The organism is Pseudomonas sp. BMS12 (assembly GCF_001592875.1).
Taxonomy (GTDB): Bacteria; Pseudomonadota; Gammaproteobacteria; order Pseudomonadales; family Pseudomonadaceae; genus Aquipseudomonas.
Map to the genome: position 1 here is coordinate 22,808 of NZ_LSOF01000022.1, position 25,524 is coordinate 48,331.

The following is a 25,524-nucleotide window of genomic DNA, read 5'->3' on the forward strand; positions in this document are numbered from 1 at the left end:
GCCTGCTCCCTGTTGCATCCACTATAGAAAAACCGTGCCGCTTCGCCCCAGCTGCAGCCCAAGGCCCACAACCGCGCTGGTCAGCAGCACCTCAATCATCCCGCGCTTGAACTTCAGCAGCGCCAGGGCGGCACCGAGGGCAAGCAGCGCCGAGTAGCCGTCGAAAGCACCGGCAAAACCTTGCGGCCAGAGTACGTGGTAAGCGAAGAACAATGCCAGGTTGAGGATCACCCCCACCACCGCTGCCGTGATGGCGGTGAGCGGCGCGGTGAACTTCAGCTCACCGTGGGTCGACTCGACCAAGGGCCCTCCGATGAGAATGAACAGAAAGGACGGCAGGAAGGTAAACCAGGTCACCAGGCAGGCCGCCAGCGCACCGCTGGCAAAGGCCGAGTCGCCGCCGAACAGCGGCTGCACATAGGCGCCGACGAACGCGACGAAGGCCACCACCATGATCAGCGGCCCCGGCGTGGTCTCGCCCAGGGCCAGGCCGTCGATCATCTGCGTCGGCGTCAGCCAGCCGTAGTGCGCGACTGCGCCCTGGTAGACATAGGGCAGCACCGCATAGGCGCCACCGAAGGTCAGTAGCGCCGCCTTGGTGAAGAACCAGCCCATCTGGGTCAGCGTACCCTGCCAGCCGAACAGCAACGTCAGCAGTCCCATCGGCAGCATCCACAGCACCGCCCCCAGCGCCAGCAACAGGACCAGGCGCCACCAGCGAAAACGCGTGTGCGCAGCCGGCGGCGTGTGATCATCGATCAGTGCCGGGGCGTGAGCCTTGTCGGCCACGGCATGCCCTCCGCCGAGAGCAAAACACTGCGGCGCCAGGCGCCCACCCAGGTAACCCACCACGGCCGCGCCCAGCACGATCAGCGGAAATGGCAGCTGCAGGGCGAAGATGGCCACGAAGGCCGCCGCCGCGATGCCCCACAACCAGCCATTGCGCAGCGCCCGCGAGCCAATGCGCAGCGCGGCCTGCACGACGATGGCGGTCACCGCCGGCTTGATGCCGTAGAAGATCCCAGCCACCAGCGGCAGATCGCCAAAGGCGATATAGACCCAGGACAGCAGGATCAGAATCAGCAGCGAAGGCAGCACGAACAACGCCCCGGCGATCACCCCACCCCAACTGCGGTGAATCAGCCAGCCGATGTAGGTGGCGAGTTGCTGGGCCTCGGGCCCGGGCAACAACATGCAGTAGTTCAGCGCATGCAGGAAACGCCGCTCGGACAGCCAGCGGCGCCGCTCGACAAGCTCCTGATGAATGATCGCGATCTGCCCGGCCGGCCCGCCAAAACTGATGAAGCCGAGCCGCAGCCAGAACAGCACGGCCGCACGCCAACTGAGCGGAATGGGGCGAGCGGCTTCGTCCATCTGCTGCATGAGTTCCCTCCCGAAATTTCGCGCATGCTGCCACAGCCCGGTGAATGGGGCATGACGAATGGCATCTTCGGCCGGGACTTGAACCCCTAGGCTGCATACACTAGCGCGCAGTTTTCCCTGACCGAGGCACGTCATGACTGAAGCATCCTCCACCGCCATCATCATCGGTGCCGGCCATGCCGGCGGCGAACTGGCCATCGCCCTGCGCAACGAGGGCTGGGCCGGGCGCATCCTGCTGCTCGGCGAGGAAGCCCACCTGCCCTACCACCGCCCACCGCTGTCCAAGGCCTACCTGGCCGGCAGCGTGGAAAAGAGCAGCCTGTCGATTCGCCCCCAGGCCGCCTACGACAAAGCCAATGTAGAGTTCCTCGCAGGCGTGCGGGTCACCCGTATCGACCGCGCCAACCAGCGCCTGGAGCTGGCCGACGGCCAGCAACTGGCCTATGACAGGCTGGCCATCGCCACCGGCGGCCGCCCGCGCCCCCTAGCCGTGCCGCAGGCCGCGGCCGCCGAGCGCTGCACCAACTTTCACTACCTGCGCACCCTCGACGATGTCGAGCGCATCCGCGAGCAGATGAGCGCCGGCAAGCGCCTGACCATAGTCGGCGGCGGCTACATCGGCCTGGAAGTGGCGGCCTCGGCCATCGCCCAGGGCCTGCAGGTCACCGTACTGGAAGCCCTGCCGCGCGTGCTGCAGCGGGTAACCGCCGCCGAGCTGTCGGCTTACTACGAACGCAAGCATCGTGAAGCCGGCGTGGACCTGCGCACCAATGTGCAGGTGGCTGATCTCGAAGTCACTGGCGAGACCGTGACCGCCGTACTCTGCGCCGATGGCAGCCGCCTGGAGACCGAGCTGGTAGTGGTTGGCATCGGTCTGATCGCCAACACCGAACTGGCCGCCGAAGCAGGGCTGGAGGTGGACAACGGCATTCTGGTCGACGAGCACGCCCGCACCAGCGACCCGCACATCTTCGCCGCCGGCGACTGCACCAACCACCCGAACGGCCTGCTCGGCCGCCGCCTGCGCCTGGAGTCGGTGCCCAACGCTCTGGAGCAGTCGCGAGTGGCCGCCGCCAACATGGCCGGCAAGGACAAGGTCTATGCCTCGGTACCCTGGTTCTGGTCCGACCAGTACGAGCTGAAACTGAAGATGGTCGGTCTGTCCGAGGGCTTCGAGCGCCTGGTGCTGCGCGGCGACCCGGCCAGCGACAGTTTCAGCGCCCTCTACCTCAAGGGAGACAAACTGCTGGCCGCCGACACGGTCAACCGCCCGCAGGACTTCATCGCGGCCAAACGCCTGGTGGCCGAAGGCATCGCCGTGAGCGCCGAGCAACTGGCCGACGACAGCAAGCCGCTCAAGGAACTGCTGCCGCCAGTTCAGGCCTGATCGACAAGCTCAGCACCAGCAAAGGGGCCGGCACTGGCCGCGCCCCTTTTTATTCACAACTCGATCATCTCGAAATCGGCCTTGGACGCCCCGCAGTCCGGGCACAGCCAATCCGCCGGAACATCCTCCCAGCGGGTGCCTGCGGCGATGCCTTCATCCGGCCAGCCCAGTGCCTCGTCGTATATGAAGCCGCAAATCACACATTGCCACTTCTTCATATGCACTCTCCTGCCCCCGCACTTAGCATAGAAAGTTGTCGCTAATACGCGGCCCCAATAACGGTCAATAAACCTGCCAACCCCATCAACTTTGCGCCAATGCCCATGATTACGGGATCGCGAAGCTGGTATTGATAATGCCAACAGCTATAATCAAACTCGTTATTAGCTATCCAAGTTTGATAGTGATGACAAACTCTTCCATCTGCCGATTACGGCCCATCTATCTGGTGAACATGTGACGAAAGACGAACTGCGCGCTGAACTGGAGCGCCAGGCGCAACGTTACAAGGATGTATATGGCGGCGAGGTGGTCACCTACGCAGCCCAGCCCGACCCCGACCGCAAGCCCTGGCGCAAGCGCCCGACCGTACAGGATCAGGCCTTCCAGCAAGAACTGCAGAAAATCGAGCAGGCCCGCAACGCGGAATAACGCGCCGCCTCAGCGGCGCTTGCTACTGCCCAGCAGCGAGCCCATCAACCCGCGTACCAGTTGCCGGCCGATCTGATTGGCGGCCTGGCGTACTGCGGTTTTCAGCGCCTGGCCGAACAGCTCACTGGCCATCTCGCCAAACCCATCCGTTTCGGCCTGCTTGCCTTTGCCCGATTTACTGGGCGCCTGCTCGACCGGTACCTGAGCCTTGCGCGCCATGAGCAGCTCGTAGGCGGACTCGCGGTCCACCGGCTTGTCGTAACGACCGGCCTGCGGCGAGCTGCGCAGCAATGCCGCGCGCTCCGCCTCGTTCAGCGGCCCGATCCGCGACTGCGGCGGGGCGATGGCCACGCGCTGCACCATGGCCGGAGTGCCCTTCTCTTCGAGCGTGCCGACCAGCGCTTCGCCGATGCCCAGTTCGGTCAACACGCTCAGGGTGTCGATCTCGGGATTGGGGCGAAAACCATCGGCCACCGCACGCAGCGACTTCTGTTCCTTGGCGGTGAAAGCGCGCAGGCCATGCTGGATGCGCAGGCCGAGCTGAGCCAGCACGTCGTCCGGCAGGTCGCTCGGCGACTGGGTCACGAAGTACACCCCGACGCCCTTGGAGCGAATCAGCCGCACCACCTGCTCCAGGCGCTCCTGCAACGCCTTGGGCGTGTCGGTGAAGAGCAGGTGCGCCTCGTCGAAGAACAGCGCCAACACCGGCTTCTCGGCATCGCCACGCTCGGGCAGCTGCTCGAACAGCTCGGCCAGCAACCAGAGCAGGAAGGTCGCGTACACCTTCGGCGCCTCGTGCACCAGACGGCTGGCATCGAGCAGATGGATGCGACCGCGCCCATCGCGATCGGGATGAAGAATATCTTCCAGCTGCAATGCGGGCTCGCCGAACAAGGCCTCCGCGCCCTGCTGCTCCAGGGTCGCCAGACGCCGTAGCAAGGCCTGAGCCGATGCGCCGGCAAACAGCGCACTATCCTCGCTGAGCAGCTCGGGATGTTCCTTGAGATGGTTGAGCAGCGCCTTGAGGTCTTTCAGGTCGAGCAGCAGCAAACCTTCGCGGTCGGCCACCTGGAAAGCCGCATAGAGCGCGGCCTGCTGGCTGTCGGTCAGTTCGAGCAGGTTGCTCAGCAGCAACGGGCCCATTTCGCTGAGGGTGGTGCGCAGGGGGTGGCCGCTCTTGCCGGCCACATCCCACAGGGTCACCGGATAGGCCTGCGGACTGTGCTGCAGCCAGGGCATGCTGGCGATCCGCTCGGCCACTTTACCCTGGGGGTTGCCGGCCGCGCCGAGGCCGCACAAATCGCCCTTGATGTCGGCAGCGAATACCGCCACCCCGGCATCGCTGAACAACTCGGCCAGGCGCTGCAAGGTCACCGTCTTACCGGTACCGGTGGCCCCCGCGACCAGGCCATGCCGATTGGTCAGGCGCAATGCCTGTGCGACGGGCTGGCCCTGCGGGTCGGCCCCCAGAATGAAATTATCGGCTAGCGGCATCTTGCCATCCCTCGGGCTAAAGCTTTACTGCATTTATGTCGTTATAGGTGTTGTTAGCACGCAGTCCATCGCTAAAACACCAAACGGTGAATACCAAGAAGACTGCTGCCAGAACTTACCGGACGCAAGTGACCATGACCCAGAATCTGAAGTTCAGCCACAAGATCCTGCTCGCAGCCTCGCTGGTTGTAATAGCTGCCTTCTCGCTGTTCACCCTGTACAACGACTATTTGCAACGCAACGCCATCCGCACCGACATCGAAGATGAATTGAAAAGCCTCGGGACCGTCACCGCCAGCAATATCCAGAACTGGCTGTCGGGGCGCATCCTGCTGGCGGAAAGCGTGGCCCAGTCGATCGACGCCGACACCACGCCGGACTCACTGTCCAAACTGCTGGAACGCCGCGTCCTGGCCAACACCTTTGTGTTCACCTACCTCGGCTCGGCGGAAGGCGTGATGACCATGCGCCCGGACGACGCGTTACCCGAGGGCTACGATCCGCGCACCCGTCCCTGGTACAAGGACGCCATGGCCGCGGGCGGCTCGACCCTGACCGAGCCCTATCTGGATGCCGCCACCGGGGCGCTGATCATGACCATCGCCACCCCCGCCGGTAGCAATGGAGTAGTCGGTGGTGACCTGAGCCTGGAAACCCTGGTGCAGATCATCAACTCGCTGGATTTCGGTGGCCTGGGCTATGCCTTCCTGGCCAGTGCCGACGGCAAGATTCTGGTTCACCCGAACAAGGACCTGGTGATGAAGACCCTGCGCGATGTCTATCCGCAGAACACTCCGAAGGTCAGCACCGAAATCGTCGAGGCCGAACTGGACGGTGTCACCCGCATCCTTGCCTTCACCCCGGTCAAGGGCCTGCCCTCGGTCAACTGGTACATCGGCCTGTCCATCGACAAGGACAAGGCCTACGCCACGCTGCGTGAGTTCCGTGCCTCGGCCATAGTCGCCACCATCATCGCCGTGGTCATCATCATGATCCTGCTCGGCATGCTGATTCGCGTCCTGATGCAGCCGCTGCTGGTGATGGGCAAGGCCATGAGCGACATCGCCCAGGGTGAAGGCGACCTGACCAAGCGCCTGAACGTGCAAAGCCGCGACGAATTCGGCGAGCTGGCCAGCTCCTTCAACCAGTTCGTCGAGCGCATCCATGCCTCGATTCGCGAAGTGTCGTCCTCCACGCAACAACTCAACGAAGTCGCCAAGCTGGTGGTCAACGCCTCCAACTCTTCGATGATCAACTCCGATGAGCAGGCCAACCGCACCAATAGTGTGGCGGCAGCCATCAACGAGCTGGGCGCCGCCGCTCAGGAAATCGCGCGCAACGCTGCCGACGCCTCGCACCAGGCCTCCGACGCTCGCCAGCTGGCGGAGGACGGCAGTCAGGTCCTGCACAAGACCATTCAGGCGATGAACCTGCTGTCGAGCAAGATCAGCGCTTCCAGCACCAATATCGAGGCACTCAACAGCAAGACCGTGAACATCGGCCAGATCCTCGAAGTGATCAAGAGCATCTCCGAACAGACCAACCTGCTGGCGCTCAACGCCGCCATCGAAGCGGCACGCGCCGGTGAAGCCGGGCGTGGTTTTGCCGTAGTGGCCGATGAAGTACGCAACCTGGCCCATCGCACCCAGGAGTCGGCGCAGGAAATCCAGAAAATGATCGAAGAGCTGCAGGTAGATGCTCGCGAGTCGGTCAGCACCATGACCGAGAGCCAGCGCTACAGCGAGGAAAGCGTCGCCATTGCCAACCAGGCCGGCGAGCGTCTGGGCAGCGTGACCCAGCGCATCGGCGAGATCGACGGCATGAACCAGTCGGTCGCCACCGCCACCGAGGAGCAGACCTCGGTAGTGGAAGCGCTGAACATGGACATCACCGAGATCAACACCCTCAACCAGGAAGGCGTGGAAAACCTGCAGGCCACCTTGCGCGCCTGCGGCGATCTGGAGCAGCAGGCCACCCGCCTCAAGCAACTGGTGGACAGCTTCCGCATCTGACCGCCATCACTCGGGCGCAGGCGGCTCCTGCGTCCGCTCTGCTTCCTCTTCCTGCAAGCGACGCCACAGCTCCGCCGCCTCGGCGAACTCGGTGCCGTCGTTTTCGCTCAGTGCATCAGGGTCGTAACGGCGTACGCACCCCTCACCCAGAGTTGGCGGCGGCGTAGCGGTGCCAGGTTTCTTCATGGCTATTCGCCCTGAGCGTGACGGCGCTCGTGCTGAGCGAACTCCTTGACCGCCAGCAGTACGTCGTGACAGCTGATCTGACCGAGCAGCCGCCCTTCCTCGACCACCGGCAAGCGCCGATGCCCGCCGTGCAGGAAGCGCTCGGCCACCTCGATCACACTGCTTTCCGGTGAGACGGTTTCCACCTTGGCGTTCATGCAGGAACCGACCAGGCCACCGGTTTCCTCGAAATAGGCGCCGGAAAGGATGCCGCGCAGGCAGTCGGTCTCGGCCAGCAGGCCGATCAGGTTGCCCAGATCATCCACCACGGGCGCGCCGGAAATGCGGTGCTCAAGCAACAGGCCGATGGCGCTGTACAGGTCCGTGTCAGCCTTGAACGTCACCAGGTGCGTGGTCATGTAGTCGCGCACCTTGATAGATCTGAGCATAAAGTCCTCCTGCCGCGCAGCGACGGTCAGTCGAACACCACCGTCTTGTTGTCGTGGACCAATACGCGGTCTTCCAAGTGATAGCGTAGCCCACGGGCCAGCGCCATCTTCTCCACGTCCCGACCGAGCCGCACCATGTCTTCGATGCTGTCGCGATGGGTCACCCGCACCACGTCCTGCTCGATGATGGGGCCGGCATCCAGCTCCTCGGTCACATAGTGGCAGGTCGCACCGATCAGCTTGACCCCGCGCAGCGACGCCTGATGGTAGGGCTTGGCACCGACGAAGGACGGCAGGAAGCTGTGATGGATGTTGATCACCCGCCCGGCATACTCCTGGCACAGCTGCGGCGGCAGAATCTGCATGTAGCGCGCCAGCACCACGGCGTCGGCCTGGCACTCACTCACCAGGCGAGCCACCTCGGCAAAGGCCGGGGCCTTGTTCTGCGGGTCGACCGGTACGTGATGGAAGGGGATGCCATGCCACTCGACCATGCTGCGCAGGTCGTCGTGGTTGGAGATCACGCAGGGAATCTCGCAGTCTAGCTCGTCGCTGTGCCAGCGATGCAACAGGTCCGCCAGACAATGCGATTCACGGCTGGCCATCAGCACCACACGCTTCTGCTGCGCAGAATCGGTGACGCGCCACTCCATGGAGAACTCCCGGGCAATCGGCCCGAAAGCCTGGCGGAAACCATCCAGGTCAAAGGGCAGCGAATCCGCACGAATCTCGTGACGCATGAAGAACCAGCCGGTTTGAGTATCCGAATGGTGGCTGGCCTCGGTAATCCAACCGTTGTAAGTAGCCAGGAAATTACTGACCTTGGCGACAATGCCAACGCGGTCCGGGCAGGCGATCACCAGCCGAAAAGTGCGCATGAGGGGAACTCCAGAAACTTCGCGGGGCGCCATTCTAGCCAGAGCCTGGAAAAACGTCAGTATTAATGAGAGTGGCGCACCCCTGAAAACTTCGCTGCGCCACATGCGGAGTTACCCTTTAGAGACGGGCCACGAGAAACTGCGCAACAATTGGACAAACCCATGACATATATTGAAAGCGCAGCCCCGATGAATAATCCTGGCAAAAGTTATCACTGTTATTTACTTGAGCAATTCGTCTGTCTATTATCAGGATACTTTACGTCTGCAACTGACCACTCAAGGTAGAAAAACATGTCGCTGATCAACGAATACCGCGCCACCGAAGAAGCCATCAAAGAACTTCAGGAGCGCCTGAAGAACCTGTCCCAAGACGACAAGCTGAAAAAAGAACTGGAATTCGAAGGCAAACTGCGCACCCTGATGGGCGAATATCAGAAATCCCTGCGTGACATCACCGCCCTGCTCGACCCGGAAGCCGCCAAAGCCGGCAAGACTGCCCGCGTCGCCAAACCAGCCAGCGGCAAGCGCGCGCGCAAGGTCAAGCAATACAAGAACCCGAACACCGGTGAAGTCATCGAAACCAAAGGCGGCAATCACAAGACTCTGAAAGAGTGGAAAGCCAAGTGGGGCGCCGCCACCGTAGAAAGCTGGGCCACTCTGCTCGGCTAAGTTCCAGCAGTAGCACACCCATAAAAAAGCCGGCGCACGCCGGCTTTTTTGTTTCCCGCCCTGGCGACACTAGCCGGCATAGCGCTGGCGAATATTCTGCAGATACTCCTGCCACGCCAGTAATACCGCCTGCTGCGCGGGCGAGGCCTGTTGCCACTGCTCGGGAAAGGCTGCCATGAAACTCTCCAGAGTATTAGGCGCGCCCAGAGCCGCATCATTCAAACGCGCTCGACAGAATGCCTGCCAATGTTGCTGCTCTGTTGCATTCAACGACTGCGGAAAGTTCCGCGCGCGATAGCGAAACAGCAGTTCCGGCAAACGCGCGTCGCTGAACATCCAGTTCTCCCGTGCCAGTTCTTCAGCCGAAGCCTGACGCACCTGCTCACACAAGCGCCGGTCGCGATCACCAATAAAGCCCGAATAGAGTTGCTGCTCGGGATCATCCAGCGGCTCGAAATCCTCACTGGCGTAAATATCCGTCAGCTTGGCTTGCCACAACGGCAGTTTTTCCCTGAGCAATGCAGCCCGAGCCTCGCACTCGCCCATATCCAATTGCAGTCGCGTTATATCCTCAGCGCGCAACACCTTTAGCGGCGCCACTACCGGACAACGATTGATATGCAGGAGTTTGAGCGGTACCGGCAGCTCACCCTCGGCCAAGTCGTCACGACGGGTATAGAGACGCTTGCGCAGGCTCTCCGCGTCCAGTTCCAGCAAGGGCTGCGGATCACTCTGTAAATCGCAGACGATCAGGGCATTGCGGTTGCGCGGATGCCAGGCCAGCGGCAACACCAGCGCCAGATAATGGCGGCTGCCCGCGAAACGCCCGGACACGTGCACCAACGGCTGCAACAGACGAATCTGCTCGGCCACCCGTGCCTTGCTGCGCAACTGGTAAAGATAATCGTAGAGGCGCGGCTGACTGGCTTTGAGCAGGCGCGCCAGGCCGATGGTGGCGCGCACGTCGGACAGCGCATCATGCGCCTGACCGTGGTCGATGCCATTGACCTCGGTGAGCCGTTCGAGCTTGAGCGAGACACGCCCATCCTCATCCTGCGGCCACTCGATACCCTCCGGACGCAGGGCATAGGCGGCACGAACCAGGTCGATCAGGTCCCAGCGGCTGTTGCCACCCTGCCACTCGCGGGCATAGGGGTCATAGAAGTTGCGATAGAGGCTGTAGCGAGTCACCTCGTCGTCGAAACGCAGGCTGTTGTAGCCAGCGCCACAGGTACCCGGCAGAGCCAGTTCGGCATGCACCCGCGCCATGAACTCGGCCTCCACCAGCCCCTTCTCGGCCAGCACCTGCGGCGTGATTCCGGTGATACGGCAAGCCGCCGGGTGAGGCAGGATGTCGTCGCTGGGTCGGCAGTAGAGATTGATCGGCTCGCCAATCTCGTTGAGCTGCTCGTCGGTACGAATGCCGGCCACCTGCAACGGCCGATCACAGCGCGGATTGATGCCGGTGGTTTCGTAGTCGTGCCAGAAGATGCTTGCGGACACGTAGACTCCTCCAGGGTCATGAGCGGCGGGAGTCTAGCACCTCACTAATAGAGCCCAGGCAAAAGCATGATGCTGCTCACGCCGGCGCGCTTGTTCACAACAGCCTGCATGCCATAGCATGCGCCATCTGGAAGTTCATTACCCACAAGGACAGTCACGCAATGAATGAGCCCATCGTTCAGAATCCCTACGCAGCGCCAAACAGCGAGCTGCAAGAAGCCACGTCCCACAACGCCGTGAGCGTAACCGAGGCACTGGGCCGCGGTTATGACTTCAGCATTGGCGGGGTCATCAGCGAGGCCTGGCAACGCGTCAAGGGCACCAAAGGCATTATCTTCGGTGGCCTGGTCATCTTCTACGTGGTGATGTTCGTCGCCACCAGCCTGCTCGGTTTTGTACTGGGTGCACTCGGCATCCTCGGCGAGGCCAGCTTAACTGCCATCATTGTCGGCCAGTTGATTGTATCCGTGCTGGCATCCGCGTTGGCCTACCCATTCCTCGCAGGCATCAACATGGTCGGCATTCGCCGCGCCGCCGATCAGCCGGTCAGTTTCAATGAAGTGTTCAGCGGCCTGGGGCTGTTCGTACCGCTGCTGATTACCGCTCTGCTGATGACACTGCTGGTCTACATCGGCAGCCTGCTGTTGCTCATCCCCGGCATATATCTGGGCGTCGCCTATATGCTGGCCATGCCCCTGGTCATCGAGCGCGGCCTTTCTCCCTGGCAAGCGCTGGAGGCTTCGCGCAAAGCCATCACCCAACATTGGTTCAAGGTGTTCGGCCTGTTTCTGCTGCTCGGCCTGATCATGGCTGTCAGCATGATTCCCCTGGGCATTGGCCTGATCTGGACCATGCCGCTGTTCATCATCAGCATGGGCGTGCTGTATCGCACAATCTTCGGTGTACTGCCGCCCAATAACTGATCACTCCCGAGCTCCCTGGGCCGCTCCATGGCGGCCCGTTTGCTTTGCCCCCTGCTGCTGGCTAGCATCAGGCTTTCTTCGATGCAGTAGACCGATGCCGTCCAACCCGCCTCAGTTCTCGTCAGCGCCCATTGCCGCATTGCTGGATACGCGCCATCAGGTGGAAACGCCAGAAGGTATCGATCTGGTGCTGCGCCCGGCAGGCCTGATGCCCCGCAGCCTGGCCTTCGCCATCGACCTGCTGATTCGCGGTGGCATCCTGCTGGCTGCCTTCATGCTGCTGGCCCTGCTCGGCCAGTTCGGCGCCGGTCTCGGCACCCTCATCTACTTCCTGGTCAACTGGTGGTACCCGGTGCTGTTCGAGGTGCTCTACCAGGGTCGTACCCCCGGCAAGAAGGCCATGGGCCTGCGCGTGGTGCATGACGATGGCACCCCGGTCGGTTGGGCCTCGTCACTGACTCGCAATCTGCTGCGCTTCGTCGACATGCTGCCGTTCGCCTACTGCCTCGGTGCCATCAGTTGCCTGAGCCACCCCGCCTTCAAACGCCTCGGTGACCTGGCCGCCGGCACCCTGGTGGTGTATCGCGACGAGGCGCCCAAGCGACCACAGCTGCCGGAGGCCGAGGCCGAACGCGCGCCCTTCTCGCTCAACCTCGCCGAGCAACGCGCCGTTCTCGACTTCGCCGAACGCGGCAGCAGCCTCTCCGGGGCACGCCGCGCCGAGCTGGCCGGCATCCTCGCCGAACCGCTGGAAAGCCTGCCGGAGCACGCCGAGGCCCGCCTGCACGGAATCGCCCGCGGCCTGTTGGGGTCGGCATGAAACAGCACCTGTTCGAACAACGACATAGCGCCGACTGGCAAGACTTCGCCAAGCGCCTCGACCAGCTGGAACAGGGCAAGGTCGAACGCGAAGACAGCGCGAGCTTCGCCAGCGACTACCGCCACATCTGCCAGCACCTGGCCCTGGCTGGCGAGCGCGGCTACAGCAGCCACCTGATCGACCAACTGCAGCAGCTGGCCATGCGCGGCCATCAGCAGTTCTACCGCCATCGCAGCCACCTGGGCGCACAGATCATCCGCTTCGTGATCGCCGGCTTCCCACGCCTGGTGCGTCGCGAATGGCGTGTGGTGCTGGCCGGCAGTCTGCTGTTCTTCGGCAGCCTGCTCGGCATGGGCCTGCTCACCTGGCTGTTCCCCGACCTGATCTACTCTCTGATGGCACCGGACCAGGTGCGCGACATGGAGCAGATGTATGATCCCGCCGCCCGCCGCATCGGCCGTTTTGCCGAGCGTGACTCCGGCGACGATTGGGTGATGTTCGGTTTCTACGTGATGAACAACATCGGCATCGCCTTCCAGACCTTCGCCAGCGGTCTGTTGCTCGGCCTCGGCAGCCTGTTCTTCCTGCTCTACAACGGCCTGGTGATCGGCGCGGTCGCCGGCCACCTGACGCGCATCGGCTACAGCGAGACATTCTGGTCCTTCGTCATCGGCCACGGCGCGTTCGAGCTCACCGCCATCGCCTTCGCCGGTGCCGCCGGGCTCAAACTCGGCTGGGCATTGCTGGCACCGGGGCGCCTGCGTCGCAGCCAGGCCTTGCGCCAGGCTGCCGGGCAAAGCATCCAGCTGGTGGCCGGCGTCATCCTGTTCCTGCTGATCGCCGCCTTCATCGAGGCCTACTGGTCCTCCATGACCTACGCCGAGCCGAGCATCAAGTACTGGGTCGGTGGCGGCCTGTGGCTGCTGGTGCTCGCCTATTTCCTGTTCGCCGGACGCGACCGCCATGCGCCTGACTGACGCCAGCGTGGCCATCCGCCCGCGCACGGCCTGGGAGGCGATCGATCTCGGCGTGCTCCTGGCGCGCCGTCATCTCGGCCTGCTGCTGACCAGCTGGCTGCTGGTCACCCTGCCGCTGTTCGCCCTGCTCAGTGCCCTGCTCTGGCAGTACCCGAGCATCGCCGTACTGCTGTTCTGGTGGCTCAAACCGGCCTGGGAACGACTGCCGCTGCATATTCTTTCCCGCGCCCTGTTCGGCGACACACCGACCCTCAAGGAAGCACTCAAGGCCCTGCCGCGCCTGCTCAAGCCGCAGCTGCTGGCCAGCCTGACCTGGCGCCGCCTGAGCCCCACCCGCAGCTTCGACCTGCCGGTCCTGCAACTCGAAGGCCTGGCCGGCGAAGCGCGCAGCAAGCGTCTGGTGGTACTCGGCCAGCGCCATGCCGGCAGCGCGGCCTGGCTCACCGTCCTCGGCCTGCTGCTGGAAATGCTGCTGTGGGCGGGCCTGGTCACCCTGGGCTATCTACTGGTGCCGCAACAGCTGCAGATTGAATGGAGCTGGCAGGCGCTGATTGATGCCGGCAGCGGCGAACAGCTGTGGCTGGAACACCTGTCCAACCTGGCCTACGTGCTGGTACTGGCCTTCTGGGAACCCATCTACGTCGCCTGCGGTTTTACCCTCTACCTCAACCGCCGCACCGACCTGGAAGCCTGGGACGTCGAGCTGACCTTCCGCCGCCTGCGCCAACGCCTGCTGGGCAGCGCCTACGCCCTGCTCCTCGCCTGCGCCACGCTGACCCTGTTGCTACCGGGCAGCAACGCGCTGGCCGCCGAGACGCCCAGCAGTTGCCCCCTGCCCTTCGATGACCCCATGGGCCCACAGACAGCCCGCCTGCTCAACCAGCCCCTGACCAGCCAGCAGGCCCAGGACGGCATCGAGAAACTGCTCGATTCACCGCCCTTCGCCAACCGCGAAACGGTGACCGGCTGGCGTTTTGGTGAAGAAAAGAAGAGCGAAGAGCCCAGCGAGGAGGACATCAAGAGCTTCATCGACATGCTGGAGCACGTAGCCAAGCTGTTCGGCCTGTGGAGCAAGCTGGATGTACTGGCGCTGATCCTCGAAGTCCTGCTCTGGGCCGGCCTGGCGCTGCTCCTGGCCTTGCTGATCTGGCGCTACCGTGACTGGCTGAGCACCTTCGCCGGGCGCCTCGGCCTGCCGCAGCGTCGCGTACGCGAGATGCCGAGCCAGCTGTTCGGCCTGGAGATCGCCCCCGAGAGCCTGCCCGATGACATCGCCGGGGAAGCCGAGCGACTCTGGAACGAGCACCCGCGCGAGGCGCTCGGCCTGCTCTACCGCGCCCTGCTCAGCCGCCTGTTGCACGACTTCCGCTTGCCGCTCAAGGGCTCGCATACCGAAGGCGAAGTGCTGCGTCTGGTCGAACAGCTGCAACGTGACGAGCTGAGCCGCTTCAGCCACGCCCTGACCGGACACTGGCAGAACCTCGCCTACGGCCACCGCCTGCCGCCGGAAAGCCTCAAGCGTGGTCTTTGTGAAGGCTGGCGGCGCCTGTTCGCCCAGGGGGCCAGCGCATGAGCCGCCCGCTTAAGCTTGCCCTGGCCGGCCTGCTGCTGATCATCCTCACCTGGCTCGGCCTGCACGCCCTGCAACGCCTGCAACCCTATGAGGAAGTGATCAACCACGGGCCTGCACCGGAGGCCCGCGCCAACGACTATCTGGCCGCCGAGCTGTTCCTGCGCCAGCAAAAGCTGCAGGTCAATCGCGCTGCCGGCCTGGAAGTACTGAAGACCCTGCCCAGCGCCGGCCAGACCCTGATGCTGCTGGCCCCGCGCCACAACATGACGCCCCGTCAGAGCCAGCTGGTACTGGATTGGGCGGCCAAGGGCGGCCACCTGGTGTTCGTCGCCGAGGAAGTCTGGGACGAGGAGAAAGGCAGCAGCGGTGACCTGCTGCTCGACAGCCTGGGTATCCAGCAATACAGCACCTACGACATGGAAGAAGACGACGAGGGCGCGGCGAGCGACGAGGACGCCGCGCAGGAGGCCGACGAGCAGATCGACAACCAGCCCGAGACCTCCGACACGGACGCAGCCGCAGACGACGAAGAGGAAGATCGCTACCCCGAGCTGACCAAGATCTACCTGGAGAACGAAGAAGCGCCGGCCTACGTCGAGTTCGACACCTCCTACCACCTGCTCGACGCCCAGAACCGTGCCTACGCCTGGGCCAACAGCGGCGAGGCCACGCACATGCTGCAACTGGAGCAGGGTGATGGCCTGATAACCGTGCTGACCGATGCCTGGCTGTGGGAAAACGACAGCATCGGCGACTACGACAACGCCTGGCTGCTCTGGTATCTGGGCCAGGACAGCGCCATCACCATGATCTACGACGCACAGCGCGACGACCTGTTTACCCAGTTGCTGCACCACTACCCAGCCGCCCTCGCGGCCCTGGCCCTGCTGGTCGGTCTGCTGCTCTGGCACGTCGGCCTGCGCCACGGCCCCTCGCAGGAACAGCCCGTCGTCGCCCGCCGGCAACTGGAAGAGCACCTGCGTGCCAGCGCCGATTTCCTCCTGCGCCGTGCCGGCCAGCAGCACCTGCTGAACAACCTGCAGCGCGATATCCAGCGACGCGCCCGTCATCGCCACCCCGGTTTCGAACGCCTGCCGGTGGCCGAACAATGGCAGGTGATCGGCCGCCTTACCCGACTGCCCAGCAGCGCCGTCAGCCAGGCCATGCGCCCATTGCCGACGCAGCGTCTGTCTGCCGCCGACTTCACCCGCCAGGTCGCCAACCTGCAAACCCTCAGGAATGCCCTATGACGAGCGAACAAACGCCGGACCAACCCAGCACCAGCCCCGAAGCTCCCGTAGCCCAGGCCACTCCCGCAGCGCCGACCGCAGCACCCGCCAACCCGGCCGGCCAGCAGCGTCAGCGCGCTAGCCAGATGCTGCAGGCCCTGCGCCTGGAGCTGCAGAAGGCCGTGGTCGGCCAGCGCGAGGTGGTCGACGACGTGCTCACCGCCCTGGTCGCTGGCGGCCACGTGCTGGTCGAGGGCGTCCCCGGCCTGGGCAAGACCCTGCTGGTACGCGCCCTGGCCAAGTGCTTCGGCGGCGAATTCGCGCGCATCCAGTTCACTCCGGACCTGATGCCCAGCGACGTTACCGGCCATGCCGTGTACGACCTGCAGACCGAGCAGTTCAAGCTACGCAAGGGCCCAGCCTTCACCAACCTGCTGCTGGCCGACGAGATCAACCGCGCCCCGGCCAAGACCCAGGCCGCCCTGCTGGAGGTGATGCAGGAACGCCAGATCACCCTGGAAGGCCGCGCCCTGCCGGTGCCGCAGCCGTTCCTGGTGCTGGCCACGCAGAACCCCATCGAGCAGGAAGGCACCTACCCGCTGCCGGAAGCCGAGCTGGATCGCTTCATGCTCAAGCTGCGCATGGACTACCCGCAGGCCGACGAGGAGCTGACCCTGGTGCGCCAGGTAACCCGCTCGGCCAAGGCCGACATGCTCGAAGTGGCGCCACTGCGCACCCTGCTACAGGCCAAGGACGTGCTGGCCCTGCAGAAGATCGCCAGCGAACTGGCCATCGACGACCAGGTACTCGACTACGCGGTGCGCCTGGCACGCGCGACCCGCAGCTGGCCAGGCCTGGCCATGGGCGCCGGACCGCGCGCCTCCATCGCCCTGGTGCGCGGCGGCCGTGCCCGTGCCCTGCTGCGTGGTGGCGACTTCGTGGTGCCGGACGACATCAAGGGCTGCGCCCTGGCCGTGCTGCGCCACCGCGTGCGCCTGGCGCCGGAGCTGGATATCGAAGGGCTGTCGGTCGACCAGGTGCTGCAGCAACTGCTCGACCAGGTTCCGGCGCCGCGCCTGTGACGATATCGCGCCCATGCTGAAGCCATCCCGCCTGCTTCTCGGCCTGCTCGGCGGTCTGCTGGCCCTGGCCATTGTCCTCGGCAGCCTGCCATTGCTCGGCGTCCGTCTGGCGCCGACCCTGCAGCCGCTGTGGTGGGGCCTGCTCCTGGCCCTGCTGCTGCTCGCGGCGCTGGATGCCCTGTGGCTGCGCCACCAACCGACGCCGCGCCTGCAGCGCCAGCTACCCGGCAACCTGCCGCTGGGACGCTGGAGCGAGGTGCGCATGAGCCTGCACCATGACCTGCGCCACGCCATCAGCGTGGACGTGTTCGATCACCTGCCGGCGCACATGGATTTCGAGTTCCTACCGCGGTCGGTCGAGTTGCATCCGGGCACCCAGACCGAATTCGGCTACCGGGTGCGCCCCCTCAAGCGCGGGCATTTCCGTTTTTCCCGCTGCGAGCTGCTGCTGCCCAGCCCGCTGCGCCTATGGCAGGCCCGACGCTTCATTGATCAGGCCAGCGAGACCCGCGTCTACCCCGACTTCGCCCGCCTCTACGGCGCCCAACTGATGGCCGTGGACGACTGGCTCAGCCAGCTCGGCGTACGCCAGCGGCAGCGTCGCGGCCTGGGCCTGGAGTTTCACCAGCTGCGCGATTTCCGCGATGGCGACACCCTGCGCCAGATCGACTGGAAGGCCACCGCCCGCAAGCGCACGCCGATCGCCCGCGAGTACCAGGACGAGCGCGACCAGCAGATCGTCTTCCTGATCGACTGCGGCCGGCGCATGCGCAGCCAGGACGACGACCTCAGCCACTTCGACCACGCCCTCAACGCCTGCCTGCTGCTCAGCTACGTGGCCCTGCGCCAGGGCGATGCGGTGGGCCTGGCGACCTTCGCCGGCGATCAGGACCAGTACCTCGCGCCAATCAAAGGCCCAGCCCATATCAACAGCCTGCTCAACGCCGTGTACGCGCTCGACAGCACCCGCCGCCCGGCCGACTACGCCGCCGCGATCAACCAGCTGCTGGCGCGCCAGCGCCGCCGCGCCCTGGTGGTGCTGGTCACCAACCTGCGCGACGAGGACGACGAAGAGCTGCTCGGTGCGGTCAAGCGCCTGGGCCGCCAGCACCGCGTGCTGATCGCCAGCCTGCGCGAGGAAGTGCTCGATCGCCTGCGCCATACCCAGGTACAGGACTACGAGCAGGCGCTGGCCTACTGCGGCACCCTGGATTACCTGAACGCCCGCGCCGGCCTGCACGAGCGCCTGCTCGCCCACGGCGTCCCGGTACTGGACGCACGCCCGGCGGAGCTGGGCCCGGAGCTGGTCAGCCGTTACCTGGCATGGAAAAAGGCTGGCGTGTTGTAGCCAGCGCGCATCCGGCCCCTGACTCGCGGATCAGCCAAGCAGAATGATCGCCCAGACCAGGGTGATCACCGCCAGCGAGGTGAGCTGCGCCGCGCTGCCCATGTCCTTGGCGTTCTTCGACAGCGGGTGGCGCTCCAGGGAGATGCGGTCGATGGCCGCCTCCACCGCCGAGTTGAGCAACTCGACGATCAGCGACAGCAGGCTCACCGCAACCATCAGCGCCCGCTCCACGGGGCTGACATCCAGCCAGAAGGCCAGCGGCAGCAGCAGCGCATTGAGCAGCACCAGCTGGCGGAAGGCGGCTTCGCCGACAAAGGCCGCGCGCAGACCATCGAAGGAATAGCCGGCGGCGTTGAGGATGCGTCTGAGGCCGGTCTGGCCCTTGAATGGCGACATGAGAATCACAGTCCTGAATGAAAACGGCGCGACTCTATAGGCCGCGCCGTCAAAAGTGCGTGAAGCGCCGTTACTGCCCGGGCACGGACTCCATCTGTTGCAGCAGCAGCGCGGCCTGAGTGCGGGTACGTACGCCCAACTTGCGGAAGATGGCAGTGACATGGGCCTTGATGGTGGCCTCGGAAACACTCAGCTCGAAAGCAATCTGCTTGTTCAGCAGGCCATCGCAGACCATGGTCAGCACGCGAAACTGCTGCGGCGTCAGGCTGGCCAGGCCGGCGCTGGCGGCCTTGGCCTCGGCCGACACACTGACCGCCTCGAACGCCTGCGGCGGCCACCAGACCTCACCATCGAGTACCTGACGCACGGCCTGCTGGATGGTTTCCAGCGGGCTGGACTTGGGGATGAAGCCGCTGGCGCCGAACTCGCGAGCCCGCGCCACCACTGCCGCTTCCTCCTGAGCCGAGATCATCACCACCGGCACTTGCGGGTACTGGCCGCGCAACAGCACCAGGCCGGAGAAGCCATAGGCGCCGGGCATATTGAGGTCGAGCAACACCAGGTCCCAGTCGCCCTTCTCGCCGAGCCGCGCCTCCAGTTCGGCGATGCTGGAGGCCTCCACCAGGCGCACATCCGGGCCCAGGCCAAGGGTCAGCGCCTGCTGCAAGGCACTGCGAAACAACGGGTGGTCGTCAGCGATGAGAATTTCGTATGCGGCCATGGGCGTTCCCTGTTGTTGTTGTGGGCCGGTCGACAGGCGGCGCCAAGCATGCCCAGCCGTGACGGGGTGGTCAAGTTCCGCACTTTACGGCAAAGTCGCCTGCTTTTTCCTGCCGAGATCCGCCATGCGAAGCCAAGCCCTGCGCGCCGACCTGTTGATGCTGCTGACCGCGATGATCTGGGGCTCAGCCTTCGTTGCCCAGCGCCTGGGCATGGACGCCATTGGCCCCTTCCTCTATACCGGCCTGCGTTTCACCCTGGCCAGCCTGGCGTTGTTGCCACTGGTGTACTGGCTGGGCCGCCGCGAAGGTGAGCACAAGCCGGTGCCGCTCAATCGTGGCTTGCTGTTCGGTGGCCTGGCCATGGGCCTGGCGCTGTCACTGGGCATCAACCTGCAGCAGGTCGGCCTGCTGTTCACCAGCGTGACCAACTCCGGTTTCATTACCGGCCTGTATGTCATCGTAGTCCCGCTGCTCGGCTTGGCCATCGGCCAACGCACCGGCCTGGGCACCTGGCTGGGCGCCTCGCTGGCGGTAGTCGGCATGTTCCTGCTCAGCGTCGGTGAAGGCTTCCATGTTGCCTCCGGTGACTGGCTGCAACTGGCCGGTGCCTTCGTCTGGGGCGTGCATGTGCTGTTGGTGAGTTTCTTCGCCAGCCGCCACGACCCGCTACGCCTGGCCCTGTTGCAGTTCATCACCTGTGCCGTGCTGAGCCTGGTGCTGGCCGTGATCTTCGAAGAGATCCACCTGGACGCCATCCTCGCCGCCGGCCCGGCCATTCTCTACGGCGGCCTGTTCGGCGTGGCCGTGGGCTTCACCCTGCAGGTGGTGGCGCAAAAACATGCGATCGCCTCCCACGCCGCCATCATCCTCTCCCTGGAAGCCGTGTTCGCCGCCATCGCCGGCGCCCTGCTGCTGGGCGAAGCGCTGGCACTGAAGGGCTACGTGGGTTGCGCGCTGATGTTTGCCGGCATGCTGCTGGCGCAGCTGTGGCCGAAGAGAAGCTGATCAGAGGAAAGGCTTGAGCGCCTGGTGCGCCGCGCTGTTCTCATCCATCACACGGCGGTGCTTGGCACCCAGGTAGTGCTCGGTGAACAGGTCCAGCCAGGCATCCAGGGCAGCGCCTGCACGCTCCTCACCGGCCAGTTCCAGGCACAGTGCGGCGACTTCGGCGGTGCACAGGTGCTCGTCGCGCTTGGAGCGACGCAGACGGTAGCGCGACAGTTGCTCGGGCTTGAGACTGAGCACCGGGAAGCGATTCAGGTAGGGACTCTTGCGGAACATCTTGCGCGCCTCGGTCCAGGTGGCGTCGAGCAGGATGAACAGCGGCCGCTTGCCCGCCGCCAGTGGCGGCAACTCCTCGATCACTCGCTCGGGCTCGGTGTACTCGCCCGGGAACACCACGCAAGGTGCGTACTGCGGGTCGTCGAGCAAGGCGAGCAGGCGCGGGTCGACCGCAGTACGCTGCCAGCCGAAGGCATGCGTGTCGGCCACCAGGTCGGCGATCAGCCAGCCGGTATTGCTCGGTTTCAACGCCTCCACGTCGTACATCAACAGGCAGACACCGGCCTGCACCTCAACCTTGGGCCGCCAGGCACATAGACAGTAGCTGGGGATGACCCGGCATTCGGGGCAGCGCGCCGAGCGCGAGCCACGCGCGACGAAAGGTTTGAGGCTGCGCGCCAGGCGTTCGGTACGCAGGCGGGCGACGGCATGGCTCATGACGGACTCCGACGAGAAGGGCGCGCAGTCTACCGCCAGCAGGCTCAGGGGTTAAGATGACGTCGATCGAACCCGACCGACGATTGCCGGTCGAAAGCCGCACAATCGCTTACGGAGAGTTCCATGCAACGCCTCGCCGCACTCATCAGCCTTGCCCTGCTGCTACCCGGCGCCCACGCCGCCTCGCTCAAGGAGCAGGAGCTGAGTCGTCTGCTGCAGCAGGTCGCCCAGCAAAGCAGCATCGGCACGCCGCGGGCGATCAACGCCGACATTCTTGACCAGGGCTACACCGTGGAAGGCACCGAACTGATCAACCATCTCAGCGTGCGCCCGGCCCACGCCGAACAGATGCGCGCCAATCCGGACACGGTACGCAGCCAGCTTGCGAGCAGCGTGTGCAGCAATGCGGGTTACCGCCAACTGCTGGTGCAGGGCGCCGTGCTGCGCTACCAGTTCAGCGAATTCAAGAGCAATCGACCGGTCGCCAGCGAGCGTTTCAGCGCCGCCGACTGCCAGGCGCAGTAGCCCTCAGCCCTTGTTCGCCTTGTGCTGCTCATCGTCGGCCCGAATCTCGGCCAGCAGCGCCTCCATGTAGCGCGAGCGCCGCACACCACCCTCCAGGCGGCGCAGGCACTCGTCCTCCAGACTCAAACCATTGCTGCGTGCAGCCTGCACCAGCAAACGATACAGCTCCAGATTCAGCTCCAGCGTCAGCTTGGGCATACCTGCCCCTCCCTTCCTGCCGCGGGCAACGAGCCCGCGGGTCGTGAACAGCTGCCCAGCGACGAGGCGGCTCCCCTGACAAGTAAATCAGATGTATCCAGTCCTTCCGCTGTCGCAGACGAGCGGTGCGGCCCCACCCGCAGCACAGAACCATACTGATCCGAGTCAAGACACTCGCAAGGCAAACGCAGCAGACTGAAGTTCCAATCCCAAGTCAGGAGTCAAGCATGGCTCTGCTCAGCTTCCTCGGTGCCATCCAGCAGGTGACTGGCTCCTGCTACCTGATCGAGAGCCGCGACGGCGCTCGCGTGCTGCTCGAATGCGGCATGCGTCAGGGTCGTCGCGAGGAAGAGGAAGGCAACCGCGCGCCCTTCGCATTCGATCCGCGCACACTGGATGCGGTGATCATTTCCCACGCCCACCTCGACCACAGCGGCCTGCTACCGAAACTGGTCGCCGAAGGTTATCGCGGCCCGATCTTCGCCAGCGAGGCCAGCTGCGCGCTCCTGGAGCTGATGCTGCTGGATGCCGCGCACCTTCAGGAGAAGGACGCCGAGTGGGAGAACAAATGGCGCGCGCGCCAGGCCAAACCTGCCATCAGTCCGCTATACACCAGCCGCGATACCGAACAGGCACTGAAGCAACGGCGCCCGATCGCGTACGGGCAACGCTGCGAGGTGGCCAAGGGGGTCTGGCTGACCCTGCACGATGCCGGCCACATCCTCGGCTCGGCCATCGTCGAGATCGAGGTCGAGGATCACCACCTGCATCGCCACCTGGTTTTCTCCGGCGACCTGGGCAACAGCTGTTCGCCACTGATGCACGACCCGGCGACCCTGCAGCGCGCCGATGTGGTGCTCATGGAGTCGACCTACGGGGACCGCGACCATCGCTGCAACGACGACACCCTGGAAGAGCTGGCCGATATTCTCCAGCAAGCCTATCGCGACGGCGGTAATGTACTGATCCCGTCCTTTGCCGTCGGCCGCACCCAGGACCTGATCTACCACCTAGGGCGCTTCCATCAGCAGGGGCGCCTACCCCAGCAGGCGGTGTTCCTCGACAGCCCCATGGCCATCCGCGCGAACGCCATCTACAGCCGCTTCCACGACCAGATCGCAGAGCATATTGACGCCCGGCCGGGCAAACGGCACGTCGGGCGAGTAGAGGACTGGCTGCCGGTGCTGCGCTGCACCGAGACGCCGGAGCAGTCGATGGCCATCAACCGGATAAAGAGTGGCGCCATCATCATCGCCGGCAGCGGCATGTGTACCGGCGGGCGCATCGTCCACCACTTCAAACACAACCTCTGGCGCAGCGAGTGTCATCTGGTGTTTCCCGGCTTCCAGGCCAAGGGCACGCTTGGGCGCGCCATCGTCGACGGCGCCGAGACGGTCAAACTGTTGCACCAGCGCATTGCGGTCAAGGCCAAGGTACACACCCTCGGCGGTTTCTCGGCCCATGCCGGGCAATCGCAACTGCTGGAGTGGGTCAGCCATTTCGAGCATCACCCGGAGCTGTACCTGGTGCATGGTGAAATCGAGAAGATGCAGGCGCTGCAAAGTGCCTTGCACGAACGCCTGAACTGGATCGCCAACATCCCAGAACCCGGCGAGCAGATCGCGCTCTGACCCTGCACTGAAGCATCCACATGTGTTTTGCACCGCCATAGCGTCACGGCGCGAGCCATACTCTCCTACAGAGCCCGGCGCCACAGGAGTGGCTGCGAGCGGGCCCGCAACAGAAGGAGAAGTCCATGCCTTATGAACCGGACGACTATCTGTCCCGCCACTTCCAGACCAGCGGAATCGACCTGAGCAGCCATATCGACGAACTCACTGCACTCGTCGTCCCGCCCACCAGCCCAAACCTGCCGCTGTACCGCGAGATGTTCACCACGCTGATCCGCATGGCCCAGGCCGACCGCAATCGCTGGGACGCCAAGATCATGCTGCAGACCCTGCGCGAAATGGAGTCCGCCTTCAGTACCCTCGAGCTGTTCAAACGGCGGCGCAAGGTGACGGTCTTCGGCTCGGCACGCACACCAGCCGACCACCCCGTCTACCAACTGGCCCGCGAGCTCGGCCAGACCCTGGCACGCCTCGACCTCATGGTGATCACCGGTGCCGGCGGTGGCGTGATGGCCGCGGCACATGAAGGTGCCGGTCTGGAAAACAGCCTGGGTTTCAACATCACCCTGCCCTTCGAGCAGAACGCCAACACCACGGTTGCCGGCAGCTCGCACCTGCTGTCCTTCCATTTCTTCTTCCTGCGCAAGCTGTTCTTCGTCAAGGAAGCCGACGCCCTGGTGCTCTGCCCGGGCGGTTTCGGCACTCTGGACGAGGCCCTGGAAGTCATGACCCTGGTACAGACCGGCAAGAGCCCGTTGGTGCCAATCGTCCTGCTCGACGAGCCCGGTAGTGACTACTGGGACGCGGCCCTGCGCTTTCTGCGTGAACAGTTGCAGGAGCGCCACTACATCCTGCCCAGCGATATGCAGCTGGTGCGCCTGGTACACAGCGCCGAGGAGGCTGGTCAGGAAATCGCCCGTTTCTACCGCAACTTCCACTCTTCGCGTTGGCTCAAGGACAACTTCGTGATCCGTATGAACCATCCGCTCAATGAGGCAGCGCTATGCACCCTGAACAAGGAGTTCACCGACCTCTGCCTCGGCGGAGGCTACCAGCAACAACCCTACTGCGAGACGGAGATCGACGAGCCTGAACTGTGCGAGCTGACACGCCTGGCATTTCGCTTCAACGCCCGCAACCATGGGCGCCTGCGCGAGTTGGTGGACTACCTCAACCTGCCACAGAACTGGACGCAGAACGGTTGATGAACGACGCACACAAAAAAGCCCGCAGGATTTCCTGCAGGCTTTTTTGCATGAATAAAACGGAGCCCGAAGAGGGGAGGCTTCGGGCTCGAAGGGGAATCAATCCAGACTGGCCCCACGTAACAGGCGGCCAATCTGTTCCTGGGCAAAACCTCGGTAGGCGAGAAAACGCATCTGCTTGGCCTTGTCGCGCATCTCCTGCGGTATCTGCCCAGCAAACTTGCGTTGCCACAGCTCACGCAGCTGCTCGCCCCAATCGATTTCGGCCTCGTTCAGCGCCTGCTCGATAGCGTCGCGCGGCAAGCCGCGCTGGGCCAGCTCCTCACGAATCCTGAGCGGCCCATAACCGCCTCGTGCCCGACTGGCCACGAAGCTCTCCAGATAACGCGTCTCCGAGAGCAGCCCCTCCTCCGCAAGGCGGTCGAGGGCCGGATCGATCAACTCATCCGCAGCACCGCGCTGGCGCAGCTTACGGGTCAGCTCCACCCGGCCATGTTCGCGGCGGGCCAGTAAATCCATGGCCGCGCGACGCACTGCCACGGGCGTATCCAGCATGCTGCTCATGCCCGCTACTCAGCCGTC

At 64.3% G+C, this 25,524-nt stretch carries 27 protein-coding genes; 15 read left to right on the top strand and 12 right to left on the bottom strand.

Features of this window, described 5'->3' with window-relative positions:
* Positions 1-21: 21 nt before the first annotated feature.
* Complete coding sequence (gene chrA, locus AYB31_RS19090; RefSeq protein WP_068830601.1) at positions 22-1,383, bottom strand: chromate efflux transporter; 1,362 nt, start codon at positions 1,381-1,383, stop codon at positions 22-24.
* 133 nt (positions 1,384-1,516) lie between these two features.
* On the opposite strand from chrA, the gene AYB31_RS19095 reads away from it, so the two are divergent.
* Positions 1,517-2,770, top strand: a complete 1,254-nt coding sequence (locus AYB31_RS19095; protein WP_068830602.1) for an NAD(P)/FAD-dependent oxidoreductase — start codon at positions 1,517-1,519, stop codon at positions 2,768-2,770.
* 53 nt (positions 2,771-2,823) lie between these two features.
* On the opposite strand, the gene AYB31_RS19100 is transcribed toward AYB31_RS19095, so the two are convergent.
* The gene (locus AYB31_RS19100; RefSeq protein ID WP_068830603.1) at positions 2,824-2,988 is read right to left on the bottom strand and encodes a rubredoxin; all 165 of its coding nucleotides are present in this window, start codon (positions 2,986-2,988) and stop codon (positions 2,824-2,826) included.
* A 238-nt stretch (positions 2,989-3,226) separates the two neighbouring features.
* Here AYB31_RS19100 and AYB31_RS19105 point away from each other — a divergent pair, with 238 nt between their 5' ends.
* Positions 3,227-3,421, top strand: a complete 195-nt coding sequence (locus tag AYB31_RS19105; RefSeq protein ID WP_068830604.1) for a hypothetical protein — start codon at positions 3,227-3,229, stop codon at positions 3,419-3,421.
* A gap of 9 nt (positions 3,422-3,430) precedes the next feature.
* Here the strand turns inward: AYB31_RS19105 and AYB31_RS19110 are convergent, their stop codons facing one another.
* On the bottom strand, positions 3,431-4,915 hold the full coding sequence (locus tag AYB31_RS19110; RefSeq protein WP_068830605.1) for a helicase HerA-like domain-containing protein: 1,485 nt from the start codon (positions 4,913-4,915) through the stop codon (positions 3,431-3,433).
* Between the two features lie 134 nt (positions 4,916-5,049).
* Here AYB31_RS19110 and AYB31_RS19115 point away from each other — a divergent pair, with 134 nt between their 5' ends.
* Positions 5,050-6,927 carry a methyl-accepting chemotaxis protein gene (locus AYB31_RS19115; RefSeq protein WP_068830606.1) on the top strand — a complete coding sequence of 626 codons (1,878 nt, stop codon included), beginning with the start codon at positions 5,050-5,052 and terminating at the stop codon, positions 6,925-6,927.
* A gap of 6 nt (positions 6,928-6,933) precedes the next feature.
* On the opposite strand, the gene AYB31_RS19120 is transcribed toward AYB31_RS19115, so the two are convergent.
* Genes AYB31_RS19120 through purU form a run of 3 tightly spaced genes read right to left on the bottom strand, consistent with a single transcriptional unit; the run spans position 6,934 to position 8,419 of the window.
* Complete coding sequence (locus tag AYB31_RS19120; RefSeq protein WP_068830607.1) at positions 6,934-7,113, bottom strand: hypothetical protein; 180 nt, start codon at positions 7,111-7,113, stop codon at positions 6,934-6,936.
* Between the two features lie 2 nt (positions 7,114-7,115).
* Complete coding sequence (locus tag AYB31_RS19125; RefSeq protein WP_068830608.1) at positions 7,116-7,541, bottom strand: CBS domain-containing protein; 426 nt, start codon at positions 7,539-7,541, stop codon at positions 7,116-7,118.
* Positions 7,542-7,567: 26 nt separating this feature from the next.
* On the bottom strand, positions 7,568-8,419 hold the full coding sequence (gene purU / locus AYB31_RS19130; RefSeq protein WP_068830609.1) for a formyltetrahydrofolate deformylase: 852 nt from the start codon (positions 8,417-8,419) through the stop codon (positions 7,568-7,570).
* Between the two features lie 294 nt (positions 8,420-8,713).
* Here purU and mvaT point away from each other — a divergent pair, with 294 nt between their 5' ends.
* A complete protein-coding gene (gene mvaT, locus AYB31_RS19135) occupies positions 8,714-9,091 on the top strand; it encodes a histone-like nucleoid-structuring protein MvaT (protein WP_068830610.1) in 378 nt (125 codons plus the stop codon).
* Between the two features lie 69 nt (positions 9,092-9,160).
* Here the strand turns inward: mvaT and sbcB are convergent, their stop codons facing one another.
* A complete protein-coding gene (gene sbcB, locus AYB31_RS19140) occupies positions 9,161-10,594 on the bottom strand; it encodes an exodeoxyribonuclease I (protein WP_068830611.1) in 1,434 nt (477 codons plus the stop codon).
* A gap of 161 nt (positions 10,595-10,755) precedes the next feature.
* On the opposite strand from sbcB, the gene AYB31_RS19145 reads away from it, so the two are divergent.
* From AYB31_RS19145 to AYB31_RS19175, 7 genes are all read left to right on the top strand, one after another.
* Positions 10,756-11,517 carry a hypothetical protein gene (locus AYB31_RS19145; protein WP_068830612.1) on the top strand — a complete coding sequence of 254 codons (762 nt, stop codon included), beginning with the start codon at positions 10,756-10,758 and terminating at the stop codon, positions 11,515-11,517.
* 94 nt (positions 11,518-11,611) lie between these two features.
* Complete coding sequence (locus tag AYB31_RS19150; protein ID WP_068830613.1) at positions 11,612-12,337, top strand: RDD family protein; 726 nt, start codon at positions 11,612-11,614, stop codon at positions 12,335-12,337.
* Positions 12,334-13,314: a stage II sporulation protein M gene (locus tag AYB31_RS19155; RefSeq protein WP_068830648.1), complete on the top strand. Its 981-nt coding sequence runs from the start codon at positions 12,334-12,336 to the stop codon at positions 13,312-13,314. Before AYB31_RS19150 ends, AYB31_RS19155 begins: the two co-directional genes overlap by 4 nt.
* Positions 13,301-14,887 (top strand): DUF4129 domain-containing protein, encoded by a 1,587-nt coding sequence (locus tag AYB31_RS19160; protein ID WP_068830614.1) that lies wholly within the window; start codon positions 13,301-13,303, stop codon positions 14,885-14,887. The genes AYB31_RS19155 and AYB31_RS19160 overlap by 14 nt, the downstream gene beginning before the upstream one ends.
* Positions 14,884-16,137, top strand: coding sequence for a DUF4350 domain-containing protein (locus tag AYB31_RS19165; RefSeq protein ID WP_068830615.1), 1,254 nt, complete (start codon positions 14,884-14,886; stop codon positions 16,135-16,137). Before AYB31_RS19160 ends, AYB31_RS19165 begins: the two co-directional genes overlap by 4 nt.
* The gene (locus tag AYB31_RS19170) at positions 16,134-17,198 is read left to right on the top strand and encodes an AAA family ATPase (protein ID WP_068830616.1); all 1,065 of its coding nucleotides are present in this window, start codon (positions 16,134-16,136) and stop codon (positions 17,196-17,198) included. Before AYB31_RS19165 ends, AYB31_RS19170 begins: the two co-directional genes overlap by 4 nt.
* 16 nt (positions 17,199-17,214) lie before the next feature.
* Positions 17,215-18,546 carry a DUF58 domain-containing protein gene (locus tag AYB31_RS19175; RefSeq protein ID WP_068830649.1) on the top strand — a complete coding sequence of 444 codons (1,332 nt, stop codon included), beginning with the start codon at positions 17,215-17,217 and terminating at the stop codon, positions 18,544-18,546.
* A 30-nt stretch (positions 18,547-18,576) separates the two neighbouring features.
* Here AYB31_RS19175 and AYB31_RS19180 read toward each other — a convergent pair whose 3' ends face one another.
* Both AYB31_RS19180 and erdR read right to left on the bottom strand, forming a co-directional pair.
* A complete protein-coding gene (locus AYB31_RS19180) occupies positions 18,577-18,948 on the bottom strand; it encodes a diacylglycerol kinase (protein WP_177332314.1) in 372 nt (123 codons plus the stop codon).
* 64 nt (positions 18,949-19,012) lie between these two features.
* Positions 19,013-19,663, bottom strand: a complete 651-nt coding sequence (gene erdR, locus AYB31_RS19185) for a response regulator transcription factor ErdR (RefSeq protein ID WP_068830618.1) — start codon at positions 19,661-19,663, stop codon at positions 19,013-19,015.
* A gap of 124 nt (positions 19,664-19,787) precedes the next feature.
* Here erdR and AYB31_RS19190 point away from each other — a divergent pair, with 124 nt between their 5' ends.
* A complete protein-coding gene (locus tag AYB31_RS19190; RefSeq protein ID WP_068830619.1) occupies positions 19,788-20,669 on the top strand; it encodes a DMT family transporter in 882 nt (293 codons plus the stop codon).
* On the opposite strand, the gene AYB31_RS19195 is transcribed toward AYB31_RS19190, so the two are convergent.
* A complete protein-coding gene (locus AYB31_RS19195; protein ID WP_068830620.1) occupies positions 20,670-21,383 on the bottom strand; it encodes a tRNA-uridine aminocarboxypropyltransferase in 714 nt (237 codons plus the stop codon).
* Between the two features lie 123 nt (positions 21,384-21,506).
* Between AYB31_RS19195 and AYB31_RS19200 the strand changes: the two genes are divergently transcribed.
* Positions 21,507-21,908, top strand: a complete 402-nt coding sequence (locus AYB31_RS19200) for a quorum-sensing-regulated virulence factor family protein (RefSeq protein WP_068830621.1) — start codon at positions 21,507-21,509, stop codon at positions 21,906-21,908.
* 3 nt (positions 21,909-21,911) lie between these two features.
* Here the strand turns inward: AYB31_RS19200 and AYB31_RS19205 are convergent, their stop codons facing one another.
* Entirely contained in the window at positions 21,912-22,106 is a 195-nt protein-coding gene (locus tag AYB31_RS19205) for a hypothetical protein (protein ID WP_068830622.1), read from the bottom strand.
* A 227-nt stretch (positions 22,107-22,333) separates the two neighbouring features.
* Here AYB31_RS19205 and AYB31_RS19210 point away from each other — a divergent pair, with 227 nt between their 5' ends.
* Together AYB31_RS19210 and AYB31_RS19215 are read left to right on the top strand one after the other, a co-directional pair.
* The gene (locus tag AYB31_RS19210; RefSeq protein WP_068830623.1) at positions 22,334-23,737 is read left to right on the top strand and encodes an MBL fold metallo-hydrolase RNA specificity domain-containing protein; all 1,404 of its coding nucleotides are present in this window, start codon (positions 22,334-22,336) and stop codon (positions 23,735-23,737) included.
* A 125-nt stretch (positions 23,738-23,862) separates the two neighbouring features.
* Complete coding sequence (locus AYB31_RS19215; protein WP_068830624.1) at positions 23,863-24,942, top strand: LOG family protein; 1,080 nt, start codon at positions 23,863-23,865, stop codon at positions 24,940-24,942.
* Positions 24,943-25,041: 99 nt separating this feature from the next.
* Here the strand turns inward: AYB31_RS19215 and recX are convergent, their stop codons facing one another.
* Positions 25,042-25,506: a recombination regulator RecX gene (recX, locus tag AYB31_RS19220; RefSeq protein WP_068830625.1), complete on the bottom strand. Its 465-nt coding sequence runs from the start codon at positions 25,504-25,506 to the stop codon at positions 25,042-25,044.
* Positions 25,507-25,524: the final 18 nt, after the last annotated feature.